Annotated in this window: 20 protein-coding genes; 8 read left to right on the top strand and 12 right to left on the bottom strand. The window is 74.2% G+C overall.

Going from position 1 to position 19,054, the window contains the following annotated elements; translation table 11 throughout:
- Positions 1-339: 339 nt before the first annotated feature.
- Positions 340-1,191, top strand: a complete 852-nt coding sequence (locus ACFVXH_RS26800; RefSeq protein ID WP_387827862.1) for an alpha/beta fold hydrolase — start codon at positions 340-342, stop codon at positions 1,189-1,191.
- 156 nt (positions 1,192-1,347) lie between these two features.
- Here the strand turns inward: ACFVXH_RS26800 and ACFVXH_RS26805 are convergent, their stop codons facing one another.
- Positions 1,348-2,712 (bottom strand): M14 family metallopeptidase, encoded by a 1,365-nt coding sequence (locus tag ACFVXH_RS26805; RefSeq protein WP_387827865.1) that lies wholly within the window; start codon positions 2,710-2,712, stop codon positions 1,348-1,350.
- A gap of 416 nt (positions 2,713-3,128) precedes the next feature.
- Here ACFVXH_RS26805 and ACFVXH_RS26810 point away from each other — a divergent pair, with 416 nt between their 5' ends.
- The 3 genes from ACFVXH_RS26810 (at position 3,129) to ACFVXH_RS26820 (ending at position 5,465) form a co-directional block, all read left to right on the top strand.
- Positions 3,129-3,710, top strand: coding sequence for a hypothetical protein (locus ACFVXH_RS26810; protein ID WP_380778713.1), 582 nt, complete (start codon positions 3,129-3,131; stop codon positions 3,708-3,710).
- A gap of 148 nt (positions 3,711-3,858) precedes the next feature.
- On the top strand, positions 3,859-4,692 hold the full coding sequence (locus ACFVXH_RS26815; RefSeq protein ID WP_387827867.1) for a DUF4389 domain-containing protein: 834 nt from the start codon (positions 3,859-3,861) through the stop codon (positions 4,690-4,692).
- A gap of 140 nt (positions 4,693-4,832) precedes the next feature.
- Positions 4,833-5,465: a peptidase inhibitor family I36 protein gene (locus tag ACFVXH_RS26820; RefSeq protein WP_387827870.1), complete on the top strand. Its 633-nt coding sequence runs from the start codon at positions 4,833-4,835 to the stop codon at positions 5,463-5,465.
- Between the two features lie 33 nt (positions 5,466-5,498).
- Here ACFVXH_RS26820 and ACFVXH_RS26825 read toward each other — a convergent pair whose 3' ends face one another.
- Positions 5,499-5,690 (bottom strand): hypothetical protein, encoded by a 192-nt coding sequence (locus ACFVXH_RS26825; RefSeq protein ID WP_049652898.1) that lies wholly within the window; start codon positions 5,688-5,690, stop codon positions 5,499-5,501.
- A gap of 152 nt (positions 5,691-5,842) precedes the next feature.
- Here ACFVXH_RS26825 and ACFVXH_RS26830 point away from each other — a divergent pair, with 152 nt between their 5' ends.
- Entirely contained in the window at positions 5,843-7,189 is a 1,347-nt protein-coding gene (locus tag ACFVXH_RS26830; protein ID WP_387827873.1) for a hypothetical protein, read from the top strand.
- 66 nt (positions 7,190-7,255) lie between these two features.
- Entirely contained in the window at positions 7,256-8,551 is a 1,296-nt protein-coding gene (locus ACFVXH_RS26835) for a hypothetical protein (protein WP_387827876.1), read from the top strand.
- A gap of 145 nt (positions 8,552-8,696) precedes the next feature.
- On the opposite strand, the gene ACFVXH_RS26840 is transcribed toward ACFVXH_RS26835, so the two are convergent.
- The 3 genes from ACFVXH_RS26840 to ACFVXH_RS26850 all read right to left on the bottom strand — a co-directional run bounded on the left by ACFVXH_RS26840 (position 8,697) and on the right by ACFVXH_RS26850 (position 11,276).
- The gene (locus ACFVXH_RS26840) at positions 8,697-9,995 is read right to left on the bottom strand and encodes a nucleotidyl transferase AbiEii/AbiGii toxin family protein (protein WP_387827879.1); all 1,299 of its coding nucleotides are present in this window, start codon (positions 9,993-9,995) and stop codon (positions 8,697-8,699) included.
- Positions 9,992-10,723: a hypothetical protein gene (locus ACFVXH_RS26845; RefSeq protein WP_387827882.1), complete on the bottom strand. Its 732-nt coding sequence runs from the start codon at positions 10,721-10,723 to the stop codon at positions 9,992-9,994. The genes ACFVXH_RS26840 and ACFVXH_RS26845 overlap by 4 nt, the downstream gene beginning before the upstream one ends.
- Before the next feature lie 145 nt (positions 10,724-10,868).
- Complete coding sequence (locus ACFVXH_RS26850; protein ID WP_049652920.1) at positions 10,869-11,276, bottom strand: RidA family protein; 408 nt, start codon at positions 11,274-11,276, stop codon at positions 10,869-10,871.
- A 228-nt stretch (positions 11,277-11,504) separates the two neighbouring features.
- On the opposite strand from ACFVXH_RS26850, the gene ACFVXH_RS26855 reads away from it, so the two are divergent.
- Entirely contained in the window at positions 11,505-12,131 is a 627-nt protein-coding gene (locus ACFVXH_RS26855; protein ID WP_375876804.1) for a C40 family peptidase, read from the top strand.
- Positions 12,132-12,153: 22 nt separating this feature from the next.
- Here ACFVXH_RS26855 and ACFVXH_RS26860 read toward each other — a convergent pair whose 3' ends face one another.
- Positions 12,154-12,651 carry a MarR family winged helix-turn-helix transcriptional regulator gene (locus tag ACFVXH_RS26860; protein WP_387827886.1) on the bottom strand — a complete coding sequence of 166 codons (498 nt, stop codon included), beginning with the start codon at positions 12,649-12,651 and terminating at the stop codon, positions 12,154-12,156.
- Positions 12,652-12,732: 81 nt separating this feature from the next.
- On the opposite strand from ACFVXH_RS26860, the gene ACFVXH_RS26865 reads away from it, so the two are divergent.
- The gene (locus ACFVXH_RS26865; protein ID WP_387827889.1) at positions 12,733-13,161 is read left to right on the top strand and encodes a VOC family protein; all 429 of its coding nucleotides are present in this window, start codon (positions 12,733-12,735) and stop codon (positions 13,159-13,161) included.
- A gap of 69 nt (positions 13,162-13,230) precedes the next feature.
- On the opposite strand, the gene ACFVXH_RS26870 is transcribed toward ACFVXH_RS26865, so the two are convergent.
- The 6 genes from ACFVXH_RS26870 to ACFVXH_RS26895 all read right to left on the bottom strand — a co-directional run bounded on the left by ACFVXH_RS26870 (position 13,231) and on the right by ACFVXH_RS26895 (position 18,891).
- On the bottom strand, positions 13,231-13,515 hold the full coding sequence (locus tag ACFVXH_RS26870) for a hypothetical protein (RefSeq protein ID WP_387827892.1): 285 nt from the start codon (positions 13,513-13,515) through the stop codon (positions 13,231-13,233).
- 208 nt (positions 13,516-13,723) lie between these two features.
- Entirely contained in the window at positions 13,724-15,025 is a 1,302-nt protein-coding gene (gene thrS / locus ACFVXH_RS26875; RefSeq protein WP_387827895.1) for a threonine--tRNA ligase, read from the bottom strand.
- A gap of 224 nt (positions 15,026-15,249) precedes the next feature.
- Complete coding sequence (locus tag ACFVXH_RS26880; protein WP_387827898.1) at positions 15,250-15,972, bottom strand: leucine-rich repeat domain-containing protein; 723 nt, start codon at positions 15,970-15,972, stop codon at positions 15,250-15,252.
- 23 nt (positions 15,973-15,995) lie between these two features.
- The gene (locus tag ACFVXH_RS26885; protein ID WP_387827901.1) at positions 15,996-16,547 is read right to left on the bottom strand and encodes a GNAT family N-acetyltransferase; all 552 of its coding nucleotides are present in this window, start codon (positions 16,545-16,547) and stop codon (positions 15,996-15,998) included.
- 151 nt (positions 16,548-16,698) lie between these two features.
- The gene (locus ACFVXH_RS26890) at positions 16,699-17,496 is read right to left on the bottom strand and encodes a hypothetical protein (protein WP_387827904.1); all 798 of its coding nucleotides are present in this window, start codon (positions 17,494-17,496) and stop codon (positions 16,699-16,701) included.
- A 153-nt stretch (positions 17,497-17,649) separates the two neighbouring features.
- Positions 17,650-18,891, bottom strand: coding sequence for a serine hydrolase domain-containing protein (locus tag ACFVXH_RS26895; RefSeq protein ID WP_387827907.1), 1,242 nt, complete (start codon positions 18,889-18,891; stop codon positions 17,650-17,652).
- Positions 18,892-19,054 lie beyond the last annotated feature (163 nt).

The raw sequence follows: 19,054 nt of genomic DNA on the forward strand, positions 1-19,054 counted from the left end.
GCGACCCGCCCGACGCTTCCGCGGCACCTCCGGAATCGGCGGCGGACTGAACAACTCAACGGCCCGCCAGCACTCCAGCAGACCCCCCACGCGCCCGTCCCCGCTCCGCACCCGTCGCCCCCCTGCGTCGAACCCACGGCACCCGGCCACTTCGTGTGCCGATCAACCGGGCGCAGAATCTACCGGACGCCGGGCGGGTTGGCCGAGTGCCCACCGCACGCGCACGCCTCCCCGCGCCGCACGGCACGCTGCCCCGTGGCACCCCGGCACAGGCGTCAACAGTGGATCGAGGTCTAGGCTCACGGGAGTTGACGTTCCTCGGCTTCGGGAGGATGCCCCATGGCAGCCGTGCACGTGACCGTCTGGGATGACCGCGACCGGGTCGGCGGAGGCCGGGCCCCGACAGCTTCGGAGGCCCCGGCGGCCCCGACGGCCGTCCCCGCCCTCTTCGTCCACAACATCTTCACCTGGGGCAGCGACCCCGCGTACGGGTTCGCCGGGCAGCGGCCCCTCGCGGACAGCCGGCGGCTCCTCCTGATGGACCGCCGGGGCTACGGCGACAGCCCGGACACCGCGCGCGGCGACTTCGACGTCGACGCCCAGGACATCGAGGGGCTGCTCGGCGACGGGGCCTCCGCCGCGGGGTTCGGCGGCGCCCACCTCGTGGGGCACGGCAACGGCGCCGTCGCCGCGCTCATCGCCGCCGCGCGCCGACCCGACCTGGTCCGCTCCCTCACCCTCGTCCAGCCCTCCGCCTTCACCGCCGCCGCGCACCACCCGGTCGTCGCCGAACTCCTCGACCGGGTGCGCGACGGCGCCCCGGGCATCCCGGACGACGTCACGCCGGAGCAGTACCTGCGGGCGTCCACCGAGGGGCTGGGGATGGCCATGCCCGAGCCCACACCGCGCCGGCTCCGTGCCGTCGCCACCTCCATGGGGGAACGGCCCGTCTGGGAGGCGCGGATCCCCCTGGAGCCGATCCGGCGCGCCGCCCTGCCGGTCCTGGTGATCTGCGGAACGTGGGAGAACGCGCCGGCCGCGTACCGCGAGCACGTGGGGCTCCCCCTCATGGCCGTGGCCGAGCCCCTCACGGACTCCCTCGACGGCCGCCTCCTGCGGGTGCCCGGCTACTACCCGCACACCCAGGAGCCCGCCGCCGTCAACGCCGCCCTGCGGGAGTTCTGGGGCTGAGCCTGTTCCGCGAGGGGAGCCGTCACGCAGCTACCGGTTCATCGGTCAACCGGTGTGCCCCCTCACGGAGATGGCCGACCCGAAGCCGGCCGCGGGGTGGTCCCGCAGCCGGCGCCGGGCGGTGGCACGCGGAGCACGCGTGCCGGGGGCGGGTGCTCAGGCGGAGATGCCGCAGTACTGCTGCTGCTTGCCGATCGCGCGGTAGACGCAGTCGGCCGTCTCCACCAGGCGCAGGACCGCTTCGCGGTTGCGGGCGGTCTCGCGGCCGATGACCTCGTCGGGCGGGTAGAAGCCGCTGCTGCCGTTCGGGCCGGGGTACATCTCGAAGGTGTAGGCGAAGACCCGCTGGGCGCCCCACAGCCAGTCGTCGATCGCGCCGTCGGTGATGTAGAGCTCGCTGGACTGCTCGGGCGTGTAGCCGTTGGTGCCGGCCATGTCCCGGCCGATGGCGGCGAAGGTGTTGTACTCGTCGGCGGTCATGCCGGGGGCGGTCTCGGCGGTGGTCCAGCCGAACGGCCAGAGCACCAGTTCGCTGTAGGTGTGGAAGTCGATGGCGGCGGTGATCTGCTGCTTGCCGCCGACGACCCGGCTGCGGACGAAGTCGGCGACCACCTTGGTCTCCTTCGCGGACTCCGGGGCGCTGCCCCGGTAGGTCTCGTTGGAGGTGGAGCCGGAGGAGCCGCCGCAGCAGCCCCACTTGTAGTTCCAGTTGCGGTTGAGGTCGGTGCCGACGCTGTTGCTGCCGGAGTTCGGCTGGCGGTCCTTGCGCCAGCTGCGGTAGCGGCCGGTGGCGATGTCGTACTCGCCGCCGTCCGGGTTGAGGTCGGGGATCACCCAGATCTCGCGGCTGTTGACGGCGTTGGCGATGCGGCTGTCGGTGGCGTACTTGTCGCCGAACTCGTGCAGCAGGTAGAGCGCCATCTCGACGGTGAGGTGCTCGCGGGCGTGCTGGTGGGCGGTGAACAGCACCTCGGGCTCGTCCTCGTCGGTGCCGACGTTGTCGCTGATCTTCACCGCGACGATCGGACGGCCCTCGTAGGAGGTGCCGATGACGCGCTTGCTCATGATGTCCGGGTGCGCGGCGACGACGGCGTCGATGTCGGCGGTGGCCTCGGCGTAGTTGTGGTAGCCGGAGTCGGCCGGCGGGAAGTCGTACACCGGCCCGGCCAGGCCCGCGCCGCCTCCGTCGCCTTCGTCGCCGTAGCGGGGGCCGGGCAGCGCGACGGGCGACCAGCCGAGCGTCCGCAGCCGGGCGGCCTCGGCGGGGGTGGCGGTGACCACCACCGCGTCGGGCAGGACGGCGTCGACGGAGGCACCGGTGGCGGCGACGGCGGTGCGCTCGGCGACGGTGCGGGGGCCGTCGAGCCGGTACTGCCGCGCGCCGTCGTTGTCGGCGGCACCGATGGTGAACGGGGCGGGGGTGCCGGTGTCGGCGGCACTGGCGGTGAGCGGGGTGGCGAGGGCGAGGGCCAGCAGGACGGCGGTGGCCGCGGCGGGCTTCCCTCGGCGGGGCAGTCGCATGACTGTCCTCCTGTGGGGGTCCGTGGGGGGCGGAACGGTGGAGGAGGTTCGGCGCGCGCCAGCTTGATGGTCCGCCAGTGTCATGGGTTCGTCAAGACATCGGAAAGCCCGCGATCCGGCGACGGCCGGCACGGGCGAAGCAGAAGGCCCGACGGACCCCACAGGTCGCCAACCCGCACCGGCGCCGTCGGCCGCTCGCGTCCAGGAGGAGGTCGTCAAACGCTTACCGATGGACCTGACGCCGTCCCTCCTGCCCCACGGGTGAACAACCGGAGAGCGAGCACTGGCTCGGGACACGGATCGCCCAGCGGGAGGCTTCGGGCGGCGGCGGCCCGGGGATCGTGGTGAGAATCCGGTCGGGGGCGACCGCCAGGCTGGGCCCCCGCACATCTGACACCTCGCCAGGAGGACCGATCATGCGAAGAATCCTGCTCACTGCCGCGGCCACGGCGCTGGCCGCCGTCACGGGTCTGGCGGCCGCTCCGGCCGGCGCCGCGACCGTCCCGCCCGCCTCCGCCGCTTCCTCTGCCGCTTCCTCCGACGCGCCCGGGGCCGTCGCCGGTCAGGGCGGGTGGGAGGCGTGGCCCACGCCGGCCTCCGACCTCCCGGCCGGCTCCCGCTGCGACTTCCCCGTGCACCTGGAGCCCGTCGTCGACGAGGGGCAGCGGCGGGTGCTGGAGTACGCCCCCGACGGCACCACCGTGCGGCGCGCCGCCTTCCGGGGCGCCCTCGTCCTGCGGATCACCAACACGACGACCGGCGCCTCGTACGTCGCGGACGCCGGCGGCCGGGCCGTCGTCGACTACCGCGCCGACAGGTCCCAGACCTGGCACGCCCACGGCCCGGTCCTGCTCGGCGTCGGCCCGAACGGCGGCAACCTGCCCCGCGACCTCTATCTCGTCGACGGCGTCTATACCATCGACATCAGCTCCACCGGCTACAAGACGCTGACCCTCAGGCACGGCTCCGCCGAACCGCTCTGCGCGAAGCTCGCCTGACAGCCGCTGGAGCATCCCCGCCACTTCTGCGGCTGCCCCGTCCGGCGCAGCGTGGCGCGCGCCGCGGGCGGGGGGCTGCGATCTTCGGAGGGCACCCGGTCGCCGCCCGACGGCCGGGTCCCGTCGTCCCGAGACCGTGGAGGCCCGGATGTGGCAGGCTCCTCCCGCCCCCGTCAGCCGTGAGTGGCTCCCGGTGCTGGACATGCCGGCGCCCGCCCCGCAGAACCGCTGGACGGTGCTGCTGCGCGCGCTGCTGCTGATCCCCCAGTTCGTGGTGGTCTGGGTGCTGTCGGTGGTGGCGTTCTTCGTCACCGTCGTCGGCTGGTTCGGCGCGCTGGTGCTCGGCCGGCTGCCCGACTTCGTGGCGGACTACCTCACCGTGTTCGTCCCGTACGACACCCGCGTCACCGCGTACCTGATGCTCACCGTGGACCGCTATCCGCCGTTCCGGTTCGAGGTGCCCGAGTACCCGGTGCAGGTCGAGCTGCGGCCGGGCGAGCTGAACCGGCTGGCCGTGCTGTTCCGCATCATCCTGGTCGTCCCGGCCTCGATCGTGCAGGGCCTGGTGTACGCGGGGTGGTGGACGGTGTCGTTCGTCCTCTGGCTGGTGGTGCTGGTCCTCGGCCGGATGCCGCGGCCGCTGTACGAGGCGACGGCCGCGATCCTGCGCTACCGGGTGCGCTACACCGCCTATCTGACGATGATCTCGTCCGCCTACCCCAAGCGCCTGTTCGGCGACGAGCCGGGCAGCGAGCCTGCGGGCCCGGTCTCGGCCACCCGCCCGCTGGTCCTGAGCGGTGCCGCGCGCGGCCTGCTCGTCCTCTTCCTGCTCCTCGGCCTGGCCTCCTCGCTGACGGGCTCGATCACCGCCTCGGTGAACTCGGACGACGACGACAGCACCGCCCCGACCCAGCGCGTCACCGCGCCCCTCGTGCCGGGCCCCGCCGACCGTGCTCCTCGGGGGCCGCTCGGCGAGGCGTAGCGGGTAGCAGGTAGCGGGTAGCGGGTCGCGGGCACGCCCGATCCGGGGGCGCGTACGCACCGGCGCACCGCTGCCGCGTACGCGCCGTCTGATCGAGAAAGCAAGGTTACCGGCGGTATGTGCGCGGCTACGTTTGGCATATGACGCACTCTCGAGTCCGCCGACTCCTCGTCCGTACCGCCGGGGCCCTCGTGCTCCTGGTCGCTCCCCTCGGGGCGCAGGCCGCCGCCGCGCCCAGCCAGGCCGGGGACCAGAGAGCCATCATCACCTCCCTGAGCGACAGCGACCGCGACGTGCTGCAGCAGGCGGTGGACGCCCAGCTCGCCGCGGGCAAGGGCGGCCGGCAGACCGCCGCCAACGAGATCACCTTCCCGGGCGGAGCGGTGCTGGTGCTCCCGCTGCCCGGGCAGGCGCAGGCGCCGCCATGGAGCGGCGACCACCGCCGCCGCACCGTCCGGAGCCCGGACTGGAAGCACTGCCCCACCCCGGTCAGCGAGCCGTCCTACTACTGCTTCTACTCCGACCGGAACTGGGGCGGCCGCCGGCTCCAGTTCAACCTCTTCCACGAGGACGCCGCCGTGTACTTCACCGACTACGGCTTCCGCGACCAGGCGAGCAGCTGGGTGAACACGGCACGCGGTCTGGAGGTGATCGTGGACAACGACCCGGGCGACGGCCAGTGGCAGATGCTCTGGAAGGAGCCGGCGGAGTCACTGTCCGCGTCGGTCGCGTACGACAACATGGCCGACCGGTTCTGGGCGGTCCGGCAGTAGCGGCCGCCCCCGCCTCCGGACACCGGCCGCCCGCTACCGGCTACCTGCCGAGGCAGCCGAGGCCGGGGGCGAGACCGCGCCGGTGGCGACCGGCTCCGGCGTGACCGTGATGTAGGTCGGCGCCGGAGCGGTCTGCCGGGAGTCCGCCGCGAACCAGCCGGCACCGAACGCGACGATGCCGAGTAGGAGGCCCGCGAGGACCAGCGTGACGATGTGCTGTTTCATGGCCCAAGGGTAGGGGCGGAGCGGCCAACTTCCTTGCAAACACGGCCCGCTGGGCACGGTAAGCGTCAATCGACGTTGACGCTGAGGCGGCCGCCGCCCCGCTCGGCGGGACCCGTCCGCGGACCGTCGCCGCCGACTGGGAGAATCTCCGCATGACCTCCCCGCTCCACCCCGTCCGCGTCCTCCGGGTCCTCGGCGACCGCCCGTTCGCCGAGGTCGGCCGCCCCGTCCTCGCCGTGCCCGACGAGGCGCGCGGCCTGCTCACCGTCGCGGGCGAGCGCGCGTTCGCCCGGACCGCGACGGTGGGGGTGTACGGCACGGGGGACCTCGGCTGCCGGGCCGTGCTCCGGACGCGTTTCCCGGTGCACGCGCTGGCCTTCCACCCCACCGCGCCCCTGCTCGCCGTCGGCACCGGCGCGTACGACGGCGGCTACTTCTTCGAGGGCGAGCTGCTGCTCCTCGACTGGGAGACGGGCACGACCACCTCGCTCATCGAGCACGACTTCGGCCGCAGGGTCCTCGGACTGACCTGGCTCGACGACCAGGCCCTGCGCGTGCTGATGTCACCGCCCGACGACTGGAAGGACCGGAAGGCGCACGTCGAGGGCCACGTCGCCGTCGTACGTCGGCCCGACTGGCGCACCGCCGCGCCCCGTTCGCTCACCTTCGACGACCTGGCCGGCCCCCGGGTCCCGGCCCCGCGGACCGACGGACACGAGGAGGCCCGCCGGGCGCTCTCCGCCCTGAGCCCCGACTGGGAGCCCCGGCGGCACGTCCTCGCCGTCGAGGAACGACCGGACGGCGCGGTCCTGGCCACCCTCGCCCGCGAGGAGGGCGACCAGGACGACGCCCCGGAGCAGCCCGGGCGTACCACGCTCCCCGACGGCCTGCTGCTCCGGCACCGCACCGTCCCGTACCTCGACGTGCACGACCGCCTGCGGATCCGGCGCGGGAGCCGGGACTACGTCAACCAGGCCCCGCCGCCGGGCCGTCGGGAGACGGAGCCGTACGTGCTCTCGGTGCGCTCCCCCGACGGGGCGGACCTCCAACCCCTGTTCCCGTTCTCCTGGGAGCCCGGGGAGACGCACTTCCCCGGCCCGGGCGTGGAGACCGCCGACGGCGACCTGGTGTACGCCGGCACCGTCTACAGCGGCCACGGGCTGCAGCCCGGTGGCTCCTTCGTCGTCCGCCGCTCGGGCGCCGACGGCACGCCGCGCTGGGTGTTCCGGACCGACCACGTCGCCCTCGACCTCGACACCGACCCGGACACCGCCCACGTCGCCTACCGCGACGGCGAACTCCTGGCCCTCGACCTCCGCACCGGCGCCCTCCGCCGGCGCCACCGGCTGACCGTCGCCGGTGTCCCCGTCGTCCCGACCGCGCTCACCGCCACCGGGGCCGGCCGCCTGCTCGTCGGCACGGCCGACGGCCGGGTCCTGGAGTGCACGACCGGTTGGCCCTCCGGGCCCGGGGCGGCGGACCGGGAGGGCACCGTCTGAGCTTTCCTCCGGCATCGGCGAACTCCCCTTGTATAAAGGGACGGAGGGGACCGAGGAGGTCGCAGCATGCACTCGAGGGAACAGCCGCAGAAGGCCGGGCAGCCTCAGCGCGACGCGGGCCCGGCCCGGCGCCCCGGCACCGGAGCACGCTCCGAAGGGGACGCGCCCGCGCGGGGTGCCGCGGCCCTGCAGCGCACCGTCGGCAACGCGGCGACGGCGCGCATGATCGCGGAGCAGCGGGACGGCACCGGCCGGGACGACCGCCGGGCGGCCGTGGGACTCCAGCGCGCACCGGGCGACCAGGCCGCCCCGCGCCGGCCCCGGGTGCAGCTGGACCAGAACAACGTGCTGAGGATCTGCGAGGCCGCCACGCCCGACGGGCAGGCCGCCTCCGGCGGACGGGCGGCCGACCTGCGGACCATCGTGTGGGAGGACCACTGGGCCGCCATCTCCGAGGTGTGCCGGAAGCACAAGTACACCATCGCCGTACGGGAGACCGGGGAGCACTCGATCCGGCGCATCGCGGAGGGCGCCAAGCCCAAGCCGCACACCATCCTGGAGAAGTCCATCAAGCCCTCCTCCGTCCGCAAGAAGTACGGCACCGGGCCCGGGCAGGCCGAGGGCGACCCGGCGACGGTGCTGCACTGGCTGCAGGCCCAGGACCTGAGCGGCTTCGTCGGCCACTGGAACGACCAGGGCCTGGCCGGCATCCGGATCGACCGCCCGCCCCGGTCCGTCCTGGACCTGGGCATCGTGCAGACCGGCCCCGGGGGCGAGCAGTACGTGCCGATCGACCTGCGGACACAGGACGGCGGCCCGGCGCTGACCCGGCTGAAGGCCGATCCGCACTGGAAGCGCTACCTCTACACCGGGGACTACGACCTGCACGAGGTGTACTCCGCGCAGGGCGGCACGGGCGGCGGCCAGATCCCGGAGGCCACCCCCGAGAAGGCCAAGCTGTTGGACCGGCTCAACGCCGGGATCGCCGGGACGGCCCAGGAGGGCGAGGTGGTGCGCAGCGGCAAGGTGGCCATGGAGCACGGCCGGCTGCACATGGCGGGCGGCTCGGAGTACGCCATGTTCCAGCACGGCGACCAGGCCACCTACCGGATGAACCAGTACCTGGAGGCGCTGGAGGGCGAGGTGGCCCGGCACGCGGCGCAGCTGGTGCGGGCGGTGGCCACGGAGGCCGACGAGCCGCTGGCCTGGTGCCGCATGGGGCAGTGGTACGTGACCAGGAACCGCGAGGAGCACGCCGTCCTGCGCGCCCGCTGGAAGCTGGCCGTGCCGCACACCTGGGGCGCCGACGAGGTGGACCGCACCGCCCGCGGCGGCTACCGCACGGCCGGCTACATCGACTGACCGCGGAGCGGGCCGCGCCGGCCTTGCCGCCGTACCGGCCGCACCGGGGCCGCGTCCCGTGCGGCGGCCCCGGCGGCCGGGCGGCCTGTCCTGACGGTCGGTCGTACGGCCCGGCGCGGTGTCAGGCGGCGGTGGCGGCGGGGTGTCAGCTGTCGGAACCGCCTCCCGTCCCGTGGCCGTCGGCGAGTTCGGCGGCGTAGCGGTCGGCGGCCTCCGCGAGCCGGTAGGTCATCCGGTCCACCTGGCTGCCGAGGTGGCCGGAGACGATGCGGTGGGCACCGTCGAGGTCCCCGCCGAGCAGTTCACTGGTGATCACCAGGGTGTTGTCCGGGAGCATGCGGCGTCCGGACATCCGCCGCTGGACCTCGTCCATGCCGGCGTCCGCCAGCGTCTGCCGCAGCTCCTCGGTCAGCGGGGCGAGCCAGCGGGCGCGCAGCGCGTACTCACCGTGGTCGGCGAAGGTCGGGTGGAGCCGGGCGAGGAGCTGCGCGGGGTACTCCTCGACGGGTTCGGCGAACTGCGGGTAGTCCTTGGCGAATTCGTCCCAGTCGACGTCGAGTCCGGTGATCTGCTCCGGGAAGACCGGCCAGTACAGGCAGTTCGGGTCGGACTGGGTGAAGACCTCCCGGAGCAGCTCGTACGGGACCTCGGCGGTGCGCGAGAGCAGGGCCGCGTCGTAGAGGTCCTTGCCCTGCGGGTGGATGTCCGAGACGAGCCAGAGGATCTTCCAGGCGAGGGAGAGCTCGGGCGTGGCGCCGAGCAGCGGGCCGGTGACGCCGGGGAGCAGGTAGGGCTGCGGCGGGACGGGCAGGTGCTCGGTGAAGACGAAGTCGAGCTGGACCGAACCGCCCGGAACGCCCGGGGCCGTCCACGGCAGGACGAGCCGGCGCCCGGGCACCCGGTCGTAGGTCCAGATCTCGTCGCTGACCGCCTGGTCGGCGTGCACCCGCACGGTGCCCGAGAGCCGTTCGGCGCCGGCGGCGAGCTCCCGGAACATCCGGCCAGTGCGCTCGTCGGCCAGCTCCCAGTCCGTCGGGCAGACCACGAAGTCGAGGTCGCCCGGCTCCCGTGCCTGCTCGCCGTACCAGGCGCGCAGCAGGACGCTGCCGCGCAGCACCAGGTGGTCGGCCCACGGCGAGTCGGCGACGGCGGAGAGCACAGTGGCCAGCGCCTCGCGCCGGGCGGCGAGCCAGCGTTCGGCGAGCCGCGGGTCGGCGAAGGCCGGCTCGCTGGGCCGGAGGGCCCGGGCGTACCCGGCGAGGGCGGGGTCGAAGACCGGCTGCTGGCTGACCGCCTCGTCGTCGACCGGCCGGATGGTCCTGGGCAGGTCCCGGTCCTCACGGACCTCCTCCGACGGCGGCCGCTTGGGCAGCACCACGCCCTGCCACGGTCCCCAGTTCAGGTTCTCCCACGCCACCGGCGACGGGGGCTTGCCCTCGGTCATCCCTGCTCTCCTTCTCCGTCTCCGTACGGCCGGGCGCCGTGCCCGTGCTCGCTGATCCATCCCGCGTCCAGGTCCTCGTGGCTGTCCACGACGACGAACTCACGCTCCACGGACACCACCTCGCGGCCGTCGGCGGCGAGGTCCCGCAGCAGCGCCTCCAGCCGGCGGCCAGCGGTGTCCAGGCCCACCGAGCGGCACCGCTGGGTCACGAACCACTCGTACCGGCCGTCCGCGCGCACCCGGCGCGGATTGCGCGACAGGTGCGCACCGTGCCGGACGGCCAGCTCGGTGAGGGTGGCGAGGCGCGCGTCGTCCGCCTCGGGCACCGGGCCCGGGAGCAGCAGCTTGACGTGGTGTTCGAAGTACCGGCCGGCTCCGTGCGGCACGGCGTCCTCGTCCGAGGCCGGGACGCCGTGTGCCCACGGCGCGGCCTCGATCTTCGCCCGCAGGACGGTGAACCCGGCTCGGGCCAGCCCCTCGGCCGTCCGGGACGTCACCGCGGCGACCTCCGCCAGCGTGCCGTCGGCGCGCAGGGTGAGCATCGGCTGCGAGGGCGCCGCACCGCGGGCCAGCAGGATGTGGGTGAACTTCACGTCGTGGCCCCGCGCCCACGCGGCCAGCGCCTCGGCGGCTCCGGGCTCCACGGTCAGGTGGACCTCGAAGTCGCCCCGGACGTCGGGAGGCGCGGGCCGGTCGTCACGGCGCTGGTCGGAACGGGTCAGGAGCATGGGGAGCATCCTGCCAAGCCGCTCCGACAACGCCGCGGGCGCCCCGGTGCCGCCGCGGCCCTCCTCCGCCGGGACGGCCGGGCGGGGCCCGCCGGCCCCGTCGACTCCGGTCGGCACCGGTCGACTCCGCTCGGATGAGGACGACTCAGGAGGGCAGGACGGCCACGGCCTCCACCTCCACCAGCTGGTCGTGGTACCCGAGCACGGCGACGCCGAGCAGGGTGCTCGGGGCGTCGTGCTCCCCCATGTAGGCGCGGTAGACGTTCCACACCTTCACCAGGTCCGCCTGGTCGGCGGAGGCCACGTAGACCGTCGTCCGGGCGATGTCGGTGAGGGAGGCGCCGGACTCCTCCAGCACGGTTATCAGGTTCCGCATCACCTGGTGGGCCTGGGCCTCGAAGTCGCCGACGGCGACCGTCCGGCCCTCCTCGTCGAGCGGGCAGGCCCCGGCCAGCCAGAGCGAGCGGACCGGGGCGTCGACCTCCGCCGCGTAGGCGTAGTCCACCGCCCTGGTCAGCCGCGTGGTGCGGATCAGTTTGACGGCGCTGCTCATGTGGTCCTCCGACGGTCCCGACCGAACGTTCGCGCCCATCGTTGGCCTCTCCTGAGCGACCGTCAAACCATTTAACCGGTGAACTCCCTTCCGTTCCGGGCCTCCTGCGTCCACGATTCACCGTTGCGGGGGATGGCGGACCGGCCCGCCGGAGCGCCATCCTGGTGCCTGCGCCCGGGGACCACGCCCCCGGGCGCTCATCCACCTCCAGCCCCGGGAGGCACCGTCATGGAGCCCCAACCGTCCGGCCGCGACCAGGCCTCCGGAGTCCGTCGGCGCCGCATGCTCGGACTCGCGCTCGGGGCGGGCCTCGTCCCGGCGCTCGGCCCGGCGGCCCAGGCGGCGTCCGACGCCCCGCCGGAGACGGCCGGGTCGCTGCCGGCCGCAGCGCTGGGCCGCCGGGTCGCCGCCGTGGCCGCGAGCCAGCTCGGCGTGCCGTACGCCTGGGGTGGCGGCGACCGGCTGGGCGCGAGCCTCGGCTTCTGCGACGAGGACAACGGCTGGTTGAACGGCGTGTGCATGGGCGAGAAGACGGTCGGCTTCGACTGCAGCGGCCTGTCGCTCTACTGCTGGTACCGGGCCAGCCACGGCACCGTGGAGCTCGGGCACTACACCGTCGCCCAGTTCAACCTCAGCGCCCCGGTGGAGCGCGACGCGCTCGCCCCGGGCGACCTCCTCTTCTTCTCCCGCCCCGACGCCCCCCTGCACCACGTCGGGATCCACGTCGGCGAGGGCGCGATGATCCACGCCGAGCGGACCGGCACCCTGGTCGCCCGGGTCGAGAACGTGCTCGACGTCCCGCGCTGGGCGGGCGAGTTCGCCGGTGCCCGCCGCCCGGGGCAGCCCACCTCCTGAGCCGGTCAAGCCGCCCGGCTGTTCACGGGCCGCCACGCCGCTCCCCCATCCCGTGGTGCACCCGCAGCAGCAGCTCCTGCAGCGTCCGCCGCTCCCCCGCGTCCAGCGGCGCGAGCACCTCGTCCCGCACCGCCCGCGCCTGGGCGTCGAGTTCGGCGAGCAGCGCCCGTCCGGCGTCGGTGACGGAGACCGAGACCCGCCGCCGGTCGGTCTGGTCCCTGGCGCGCTCGACGTACCCGGCGGCGGCGAGCTGGTCGGCGACCTTCGCCAGGTCGCTCGGGTCGATGGCCAGCCTCCGCACCAGGTCCCGCTGGGCCTGCGGGCCGAAGTCGGCGAGCGCGGCCAGCACCGCCATGTCCCAGAGCCGCAGGCCGCGTTCGGCCAGCCGCTCGGCGAATCGGCCGCGCGCCGCCTTGCCGACCCGGGAGAGCAGGTAGGTGGTGAGGTCCAGCAGGGTCGGGGGGAGCCCGGCGGCGGACCTGGCGTTCTCGGTGGCGTGCTGGGGGTTCTCGGAGGCCATGGCGACAGTCTAGGGTCCGTCCCTATAGTGGGTGCCGACCCATCAGTTCGGAACCGCCGCCCCCTTGCCAGGAGTTCGCCCGTGGACGCCCTGTACCCCCGCCTGCTCGCCACCCGCTTCGCCGAGTGCTTCGACTTCTACCGCGCCGTCCTCCCGCCGCTCACCGGCGCCACCCTGGTCAAGGGCTCGCCCGAGGGCCCGTACGCCAACTGGGACCTCGCCGACCAGGCCCTGCTCGCCCTCTTCGACCGCTCCGCGATGGCCGCCGCCCTCGGCACCGCCGAGCCGCCCGGGCACACCGGCGCACCCACCGTGCCCGCCGCCCTCGCGCAGGACGCCGCGATGCTGGTCCTGCGGGTGGCCGACGTGGACGCCGCCCTCGATCTCTGCCTGCGCCACGGCGGCACCCCGGTCGCACCCGCGACCGACCGCCCGGAGTGGGGCCCCACCCTGCGCAGCGCCCATCTGCGCGACCCGGACGGCCGCCTGGTCGAGCTCCAGTCCTACTGACCGGCCCGCGCCGCGCGGGGCCTCGGACTCCAGCGGCGCGGGCCGGTCGACGGAACGTCCCGGCCTGGCCTACTCCATCGGCAGCGAGGGCTGGTCTGCCGGCCCGGACGCCGCGAAGTCACGTTCGGCCTGGGCGAGTTGCTCGGCCCGGTAGTCCGAGGAGCAGGCCCGCCCGAGGGCCTGCGAAGCGGCATCGGCGCCCGAGACGTGCCCGAGTACGGCGGCGCAGTACTGGACGGCGGGGCTGGGCAGCGGCCGCAGCTCGGCCGAGCCGGCCGGGGTGGCGGCCACCGCCCCGGCAAGGGCGAGCGAGCCGGCCAGGACGGGAGCGGCGAGGCCGCGGGGAATGCGCATCGGGGTACCTCCGGACGGGTGGGGACAGCGGCGGTGGACTCGGCCGCCCGGCCCATTCGACGGGCGTCCGCCACCCGCGGCCCGGCCGACACACCGTGCACCGCACTAGTCGTACGTACGCCACCGGCGCGGCGGCCGACGGAGCCGACGGCCGCCACCCCCTCGATCACGGCCGCCACCTCCCCGTTCCCGGCCGCCGCCCCGGCGATCAGCTCTCCGGCCGCCCGGAGGCGCCCTCCGGCCACAGCTCCGCGTCGCACGCCGCCACCAGCGCGCCGATCCGCGCCCACGCCTCCTCGCCCGGCAGCGGCTCCAGCCGGCGGCCGTCGCGCAGCCGCAGCGCGACCCGGTCGTCGACGGCCTCCTTCGCCCCGATCACCGCCTGGTACGGCACCAGCCGGGCCGCGCGGATCCGGGCGCCGAGGCTGCCGTGCTCGGGGCCGGCGACCTCGGCGCGTAGCCCGAGGTCCAGGCAGCGCTGCCGGAACCGCTCGGCCTGCGGCAGTTCGGCCTCGGAGACGGGCAGCAGCATCACCTGGACGGGTGCCAGCCAGGCCGGGAACGCGCCCCCGTACAGCTCGATCAGGTGGGCGACCACGCGCTCGACGCTGCCGATCACGCTGCGGTGCACCATCACCGGGCGGTGCTTGGCGCCGTCCGCGCCGATGTAGTGCAGATTGAACCGCTCGGGCTGGTGGAAGTCGATCTGCACGGTGGAAAGGGTGAACTCGCGCCCGGCGCCGTCGGTGATCTGCACGTCGATCTTGGGACCGTAGAACGCCGCCTCGCCCTCCGCCGCCTCGAACGGCACCCCGGAGCGCTCCAGCACCTCGGTGAGCAGGGCGACGGCACGCTCCCAGAGCGCCGGGTCGGCGACGTACTTGCCGCCCGCGCCGGGCAGCGAGAGCCGGTAGCGGACCGGGACGACGCCCAGTGCCCGGTGCGCCTCGCGGATCAGCTCCAGTGCGGCGACGGCCTCGTCGGCCGCCTGCTCCGGGGTGCAGAAGATGTGGGCGTCGTTCAGCTGGATCGCCCGGACCCTGGTCAGCCCGCCCAGCACCCCGGACAGCTCGGACCGGTACATGCCGCCCAACTCGGCCATGCGCAGCGGCAGTTCCCGGTAGCTGTGGGAGCGTGAGCGGTAGATCAGCGCGTGGTGCGGACAGAGGCTGGGGCGCAGCACCATCTCCTCGGAGCCCAGCTCCATCGGCGGGAACATGTCCTCGCGGTAGTGCGCCCAGTGGCCCGAGATCTCGTACAGCTCGCGCTTGCCGAGCACCGGGGAGTAGACGTGGCGGTAGCCGGCCCGGCGCTCGCGGCCGCGGATGAACTCCTCCAGGGAGTGCCGGATCGCGGCGCCGTCGGGGAGCCAGTACGGCAGGCCGGAGCCCATCAGCGGGTCGGTGTCGAAGAGGTCGAGTTCACGGCCGAGCTTGCGGTGGTCGTGGGCCGGGTGGCCGTGGGACTCGTGGTCGTGGGCCGCGTTGTCGTGCGAGGGCTGGTTACGCATGGTGGTCTCCACTCGGTCTGCGGGCGAGTGGGACCGGAAACGGCGAAGCCCCGGGGCACTCGCCCCGGGGCTTCGGACTAGGTCAGCAGTCAGCGCGCCGGGACTCTCTCCGGCGTCGTCGTGGCGAGTGCAGCGCGCTTCATACGTTCCACGGTAACAGCTCCGGTCCGCCGGCGGTGATCTTTTCCAGAGCGGGATCGGGGCCCGAATCCCGGCCCGGCGGCTCAGAAGAGCGTGACGCACCCGCGTGCGGCCAGCGCCACCAGCAGCCGGGCCGACGGCCGCACCTCGTTCCACCGGAGGTCCAGCTTCTCCAGCGCGGGCAGCGCCCCCGGGTCGGCCAGCCAGTCGGGCAGTTCGGTGACCCGGTTGCCGCGCAGGTCGAGGCGGCGCAGTCGCGGAAGCCCGGCGAGTACGGCGGGCAGTTCGGTGAGGGCGTTCTCCCGGAGTTCCAGCTCGCGCAGCTCCGCAAGGCCGCCGACCGACTCCGGCAGTCCGGTCAACTCATTGCCACGCAGCCAGAGTTCACGCAGCGCACCGAGTCCGCCGATCGACTCCGGCAGGGCGGTGAGCCGGTTGTGCTGGGCGCGCAGCTCGACCAGCGAGGCCAGTCCGCCGATGGTGGCGGGGAGTTCGGTGAGCCGGTTCTCACCGACGTTGAGGTAGCGCAGCGCGGTGAGCCGGCCGAGCTCCTCGGGCAGGGCGGTCAGCGCGTTGTCGTGGAGGTAGAGGAAGTCCCGGAGCCCGGTGAGGTCGCAGAGCTCGGCGGGCAGCGCGGCGAGCCGGTTGTGCCCGAGGTCGAGGGTCCGCAGCCCGGTCAACCGGCCGATGCCGGGCGGGAGTTCCCGGATGCCGGTCTCGGCGAGGATGAGCACGGTCAGCTCAGTCCGGTCCCACACCTCGGCCGGCACCTCATCAAGCGGGCGGCGCCAGAGGTTGAGCGTCACGTCCGCCGCTCCTCCCCCCGCTGTCATGCCTGCCCGCCCTGGGCCAGGCCGATGCGGAACTCCGCCAGCTCCCGGCCGTACCAGCGGTCGGTCAGTCCGGTACTGGTCATCCCGAGGCGCCGGCAGACCGCCGCCGACCGGGTGTTGTCCGGGGCGAGGATGGCGCGGATCTCGGTCAGGCCGTCGGCGAAGCCCTTGGCCAGGACGGCCCGGGCGGCCTCGGTGGCGATGCCCCGGCCCCAGCTGTCCGGGTGGAGGTGCCAGCCGATCTCGACCTCGCCGTCCCCGTCCGGCACGGGAAGCAGCAGGACCGCTCCCGCGACCACGCCGGTGTCCCGCCGTTCGACCGCCCAGACCCCGTACCGGGGGCCGGTGGAGCGCTCACGGCAGTGTTCGATGTACTGGCGGGCCTCCTCGGGGTGGGCCAGGGCGCGCGGCGTCCGGCCGAGCCACTGAGCGACCTCCCAGCGGGAGTAGATGTCGAACGCGCGCTCCTGGTCCGCCACCGTCCACTGACGCACCACCAGCCGTTCGGTGGTCAACACCGTCTCCGAGCCCGGTTCCGTCCCCGCCATGGCGCGCACCCCTCTCCGATGATCTGTGTGGATCACCGTACGCACACCACGCCGCCGACGGGAACTCCGAAGCCCGCCCGGCCCCCTGTTGCCGAGACAGGCCGTAGCGCAGCTCAGGGCGCGGTCGCAGCTCAGGCCGTGGACCCGCAGCTCAGGTCGCGGGCGGGAGTTGGGAGGCGGCCGCCAGCCCGGCCACCGTCCGGAGCCTGGCGAAGTACTCGCGGCAGTACTGCTCGTCGATCAGGGGCACGATCTTGTCGAGGTCCGCGATGCGGTGCCAGAGGTCGGAGATGCTCCGGTGGTCGAATCCGCCGTTCTGTTCCCGGAGTACGGCGGAGGCGACGGCGTCCTCCAGGAGGATCAGGCACACCCCGGCGATCTCCACCCCGAGGAAGCTTCTGGGGAACGGCGCCCGCTGGTGCTCCTCCCAGAGCCGGTCGAGCCGCTCCCGGGCCGACTCCCCGTCCGCGGCCCTGCCGGTGGCGTCGGCCACCACGGGCGAGCGGAGGAGCGCGGACACCGCGTCGAAAACGGCGCGCACCAGCTGGACGGCCGGCGCCGGGCTCACTTCGTCGCTCGCCACGGTGCCCCGTGCGAGCCGGTCGCGCAGCCGTAGGCAGGGGTCGAGTCCGGTCGCGAGCCCCTCCCCGAGGAGCCCCTGGGCGTCGGCCCGCCCGACCAGGTCCCGGAGCGGTTCCTCTACGGCCAGCCGTTCGACGAGGACCTGCTCCAGGGCGAACAGCGCGTGGGTGACGGCGACGGTGGCGAACTCGTACCGGTAGTAGGAGTGCCGGATGAGCTCCCGGGAGGTCTCCAGCGCGGTCATGACGCCCATCGGAGCTCCGGCGGGCACCTCCAGGTCGGCGACCAGGTCCCGCATCCCCGGATAGTCCGGGGCGACGGACCAGGCGCGGGGGTCCTGGGCAGGGGACAACGGCGAGGGGATCACCGGTGCATTCTCACCGCCGACGGAGGCCGGAGCCACCGATTTTCCCCCGGGCGCCCGCCTCCGCGCTGAGGGCCTCCCGTCGGCGGAAGCGCCGCCGCTCCGCCCGGTCCGCGCAGTCGGTCCTGTGCACGGACGAACCGGAGCGGCGGGCGGTCAGCCCAGCTTCGGCGCCACGGCGGCCGGGCCCTGCCCCGCCCCCTTCGCCGTCCCGCAGAAGGCCTGCTCCAGGAAGCCGACCTCCGCCCGCATCTGCGCGACGAGCTCCGCATCGCCACCACGCGGGGTGACGGACATCGACACCTGCCGGTCGCCCGAGCTCCACAGCTCGGAGCTGTACCCGGACACCGAGCCGTTGTGCCCGTAGATCGGACCGCAGGAGAGCTGCCAGCTGGCCATCCCGAGCCCGTAGCCCAGCCCGCTCGGCACGCCCTCGACCTCGATCGGGGTCGTCGTGTTCATCTCCTTCAGCAGCGCGGGCGGCAGCAACCGGCCGCCCTGGAGGGCCTTGTCGAAGCGGTTCAGGTCGCCGAGGGTGGAGACCGCCTCGCCGGCCGCGTTCGCCCAGGTGACGCTCGCCACCGTCACGTCCCGGTCGCTGTAGTCCGCCGGGCCGGGGCCCTCGGGCACCGTCCAGTAGCCGTGCGCGTGCGGGCCCCGGATGCCGGTGGCCGTGCCCGGGAAGTACGTGTCGGTGAGGCCGAGCGGGCGCAGGATGCGCGCGGTGACCTCCTGGGCGTAGGCGTGCCCGGTCACCTTCTCGATGATCATGCCGAGCAGGGTGTAGTTGACGTTGGAGTAGCCGTACCCGGTGCCCGGCGGGAAGTCGGGCGCGTGCGCCACCGAGGAGGCCACCACCTGGGCCGGGGTGATCTGCCGGGTCAGGCCGCCCTGGTCCAGCCAGTTCCGGACGACCGCCGCGTCCGTCCAGTCGGGGAACACCCCGCCCTTCTCGTTGGTGGAGTCCCAGAGCCCGGAGCGGTGGCTGAGCAGTTGACGGACGGTGATGTGGTCGCCGTTCGGGACCAGCCCGGGCAGGTACCGCTCGACCGGCTCGTCCAGGCCGATCCGCCCCTCCCCGACCAGTTGGAGCACCGTGGTGGAGACGAACACCTTGGTGACGCTGCCGACCCGGAACCGCCCGTCGGCGCGGACCGGTGTGCCGGTGGCCAGGTCGGAGACGCCGGACGCCCCGCGCCAGACCCCGTTCCCGTCCCTGACCTCCGCGATCGCCCCGACCGCGCCGGCCCCGGTGACCGCCCGCAGCGCCGCCGCCCTCGGGTCGCCGGAGCCCGGCCGCGCGTCGGCGGCCCCGGCCGCACCGGCCGAGACCACCGGCCCGGCCAGTGTCAGACAGACCGCCCCCACCAGCGCGGAAACAAACGTACGACGTGCCATGCGACCCACCTTCGCAGTCGGCGAGCAGCTCCTCGCCTTCGTCGCCCAGCCTCGCCGCACCGTTGACGGTCCGTCATCCCCCGCCGGGAGGAGCCGGTCGTACACCGCACAACGGAGGGCGTCCACCGGAAGGCGTACATCCCCGCCGGCGCCACCACCGCGC

Source organism: Kitasatospora sp. NPDC058184, assembly GCF_042883725.1.
In the GTDB taxonomy this organism is placed as follows: Bacteria; Actinomycetota; Actinomycetes; order Streptomycetales; family Streptomycetaceae; genus Kitasatospora.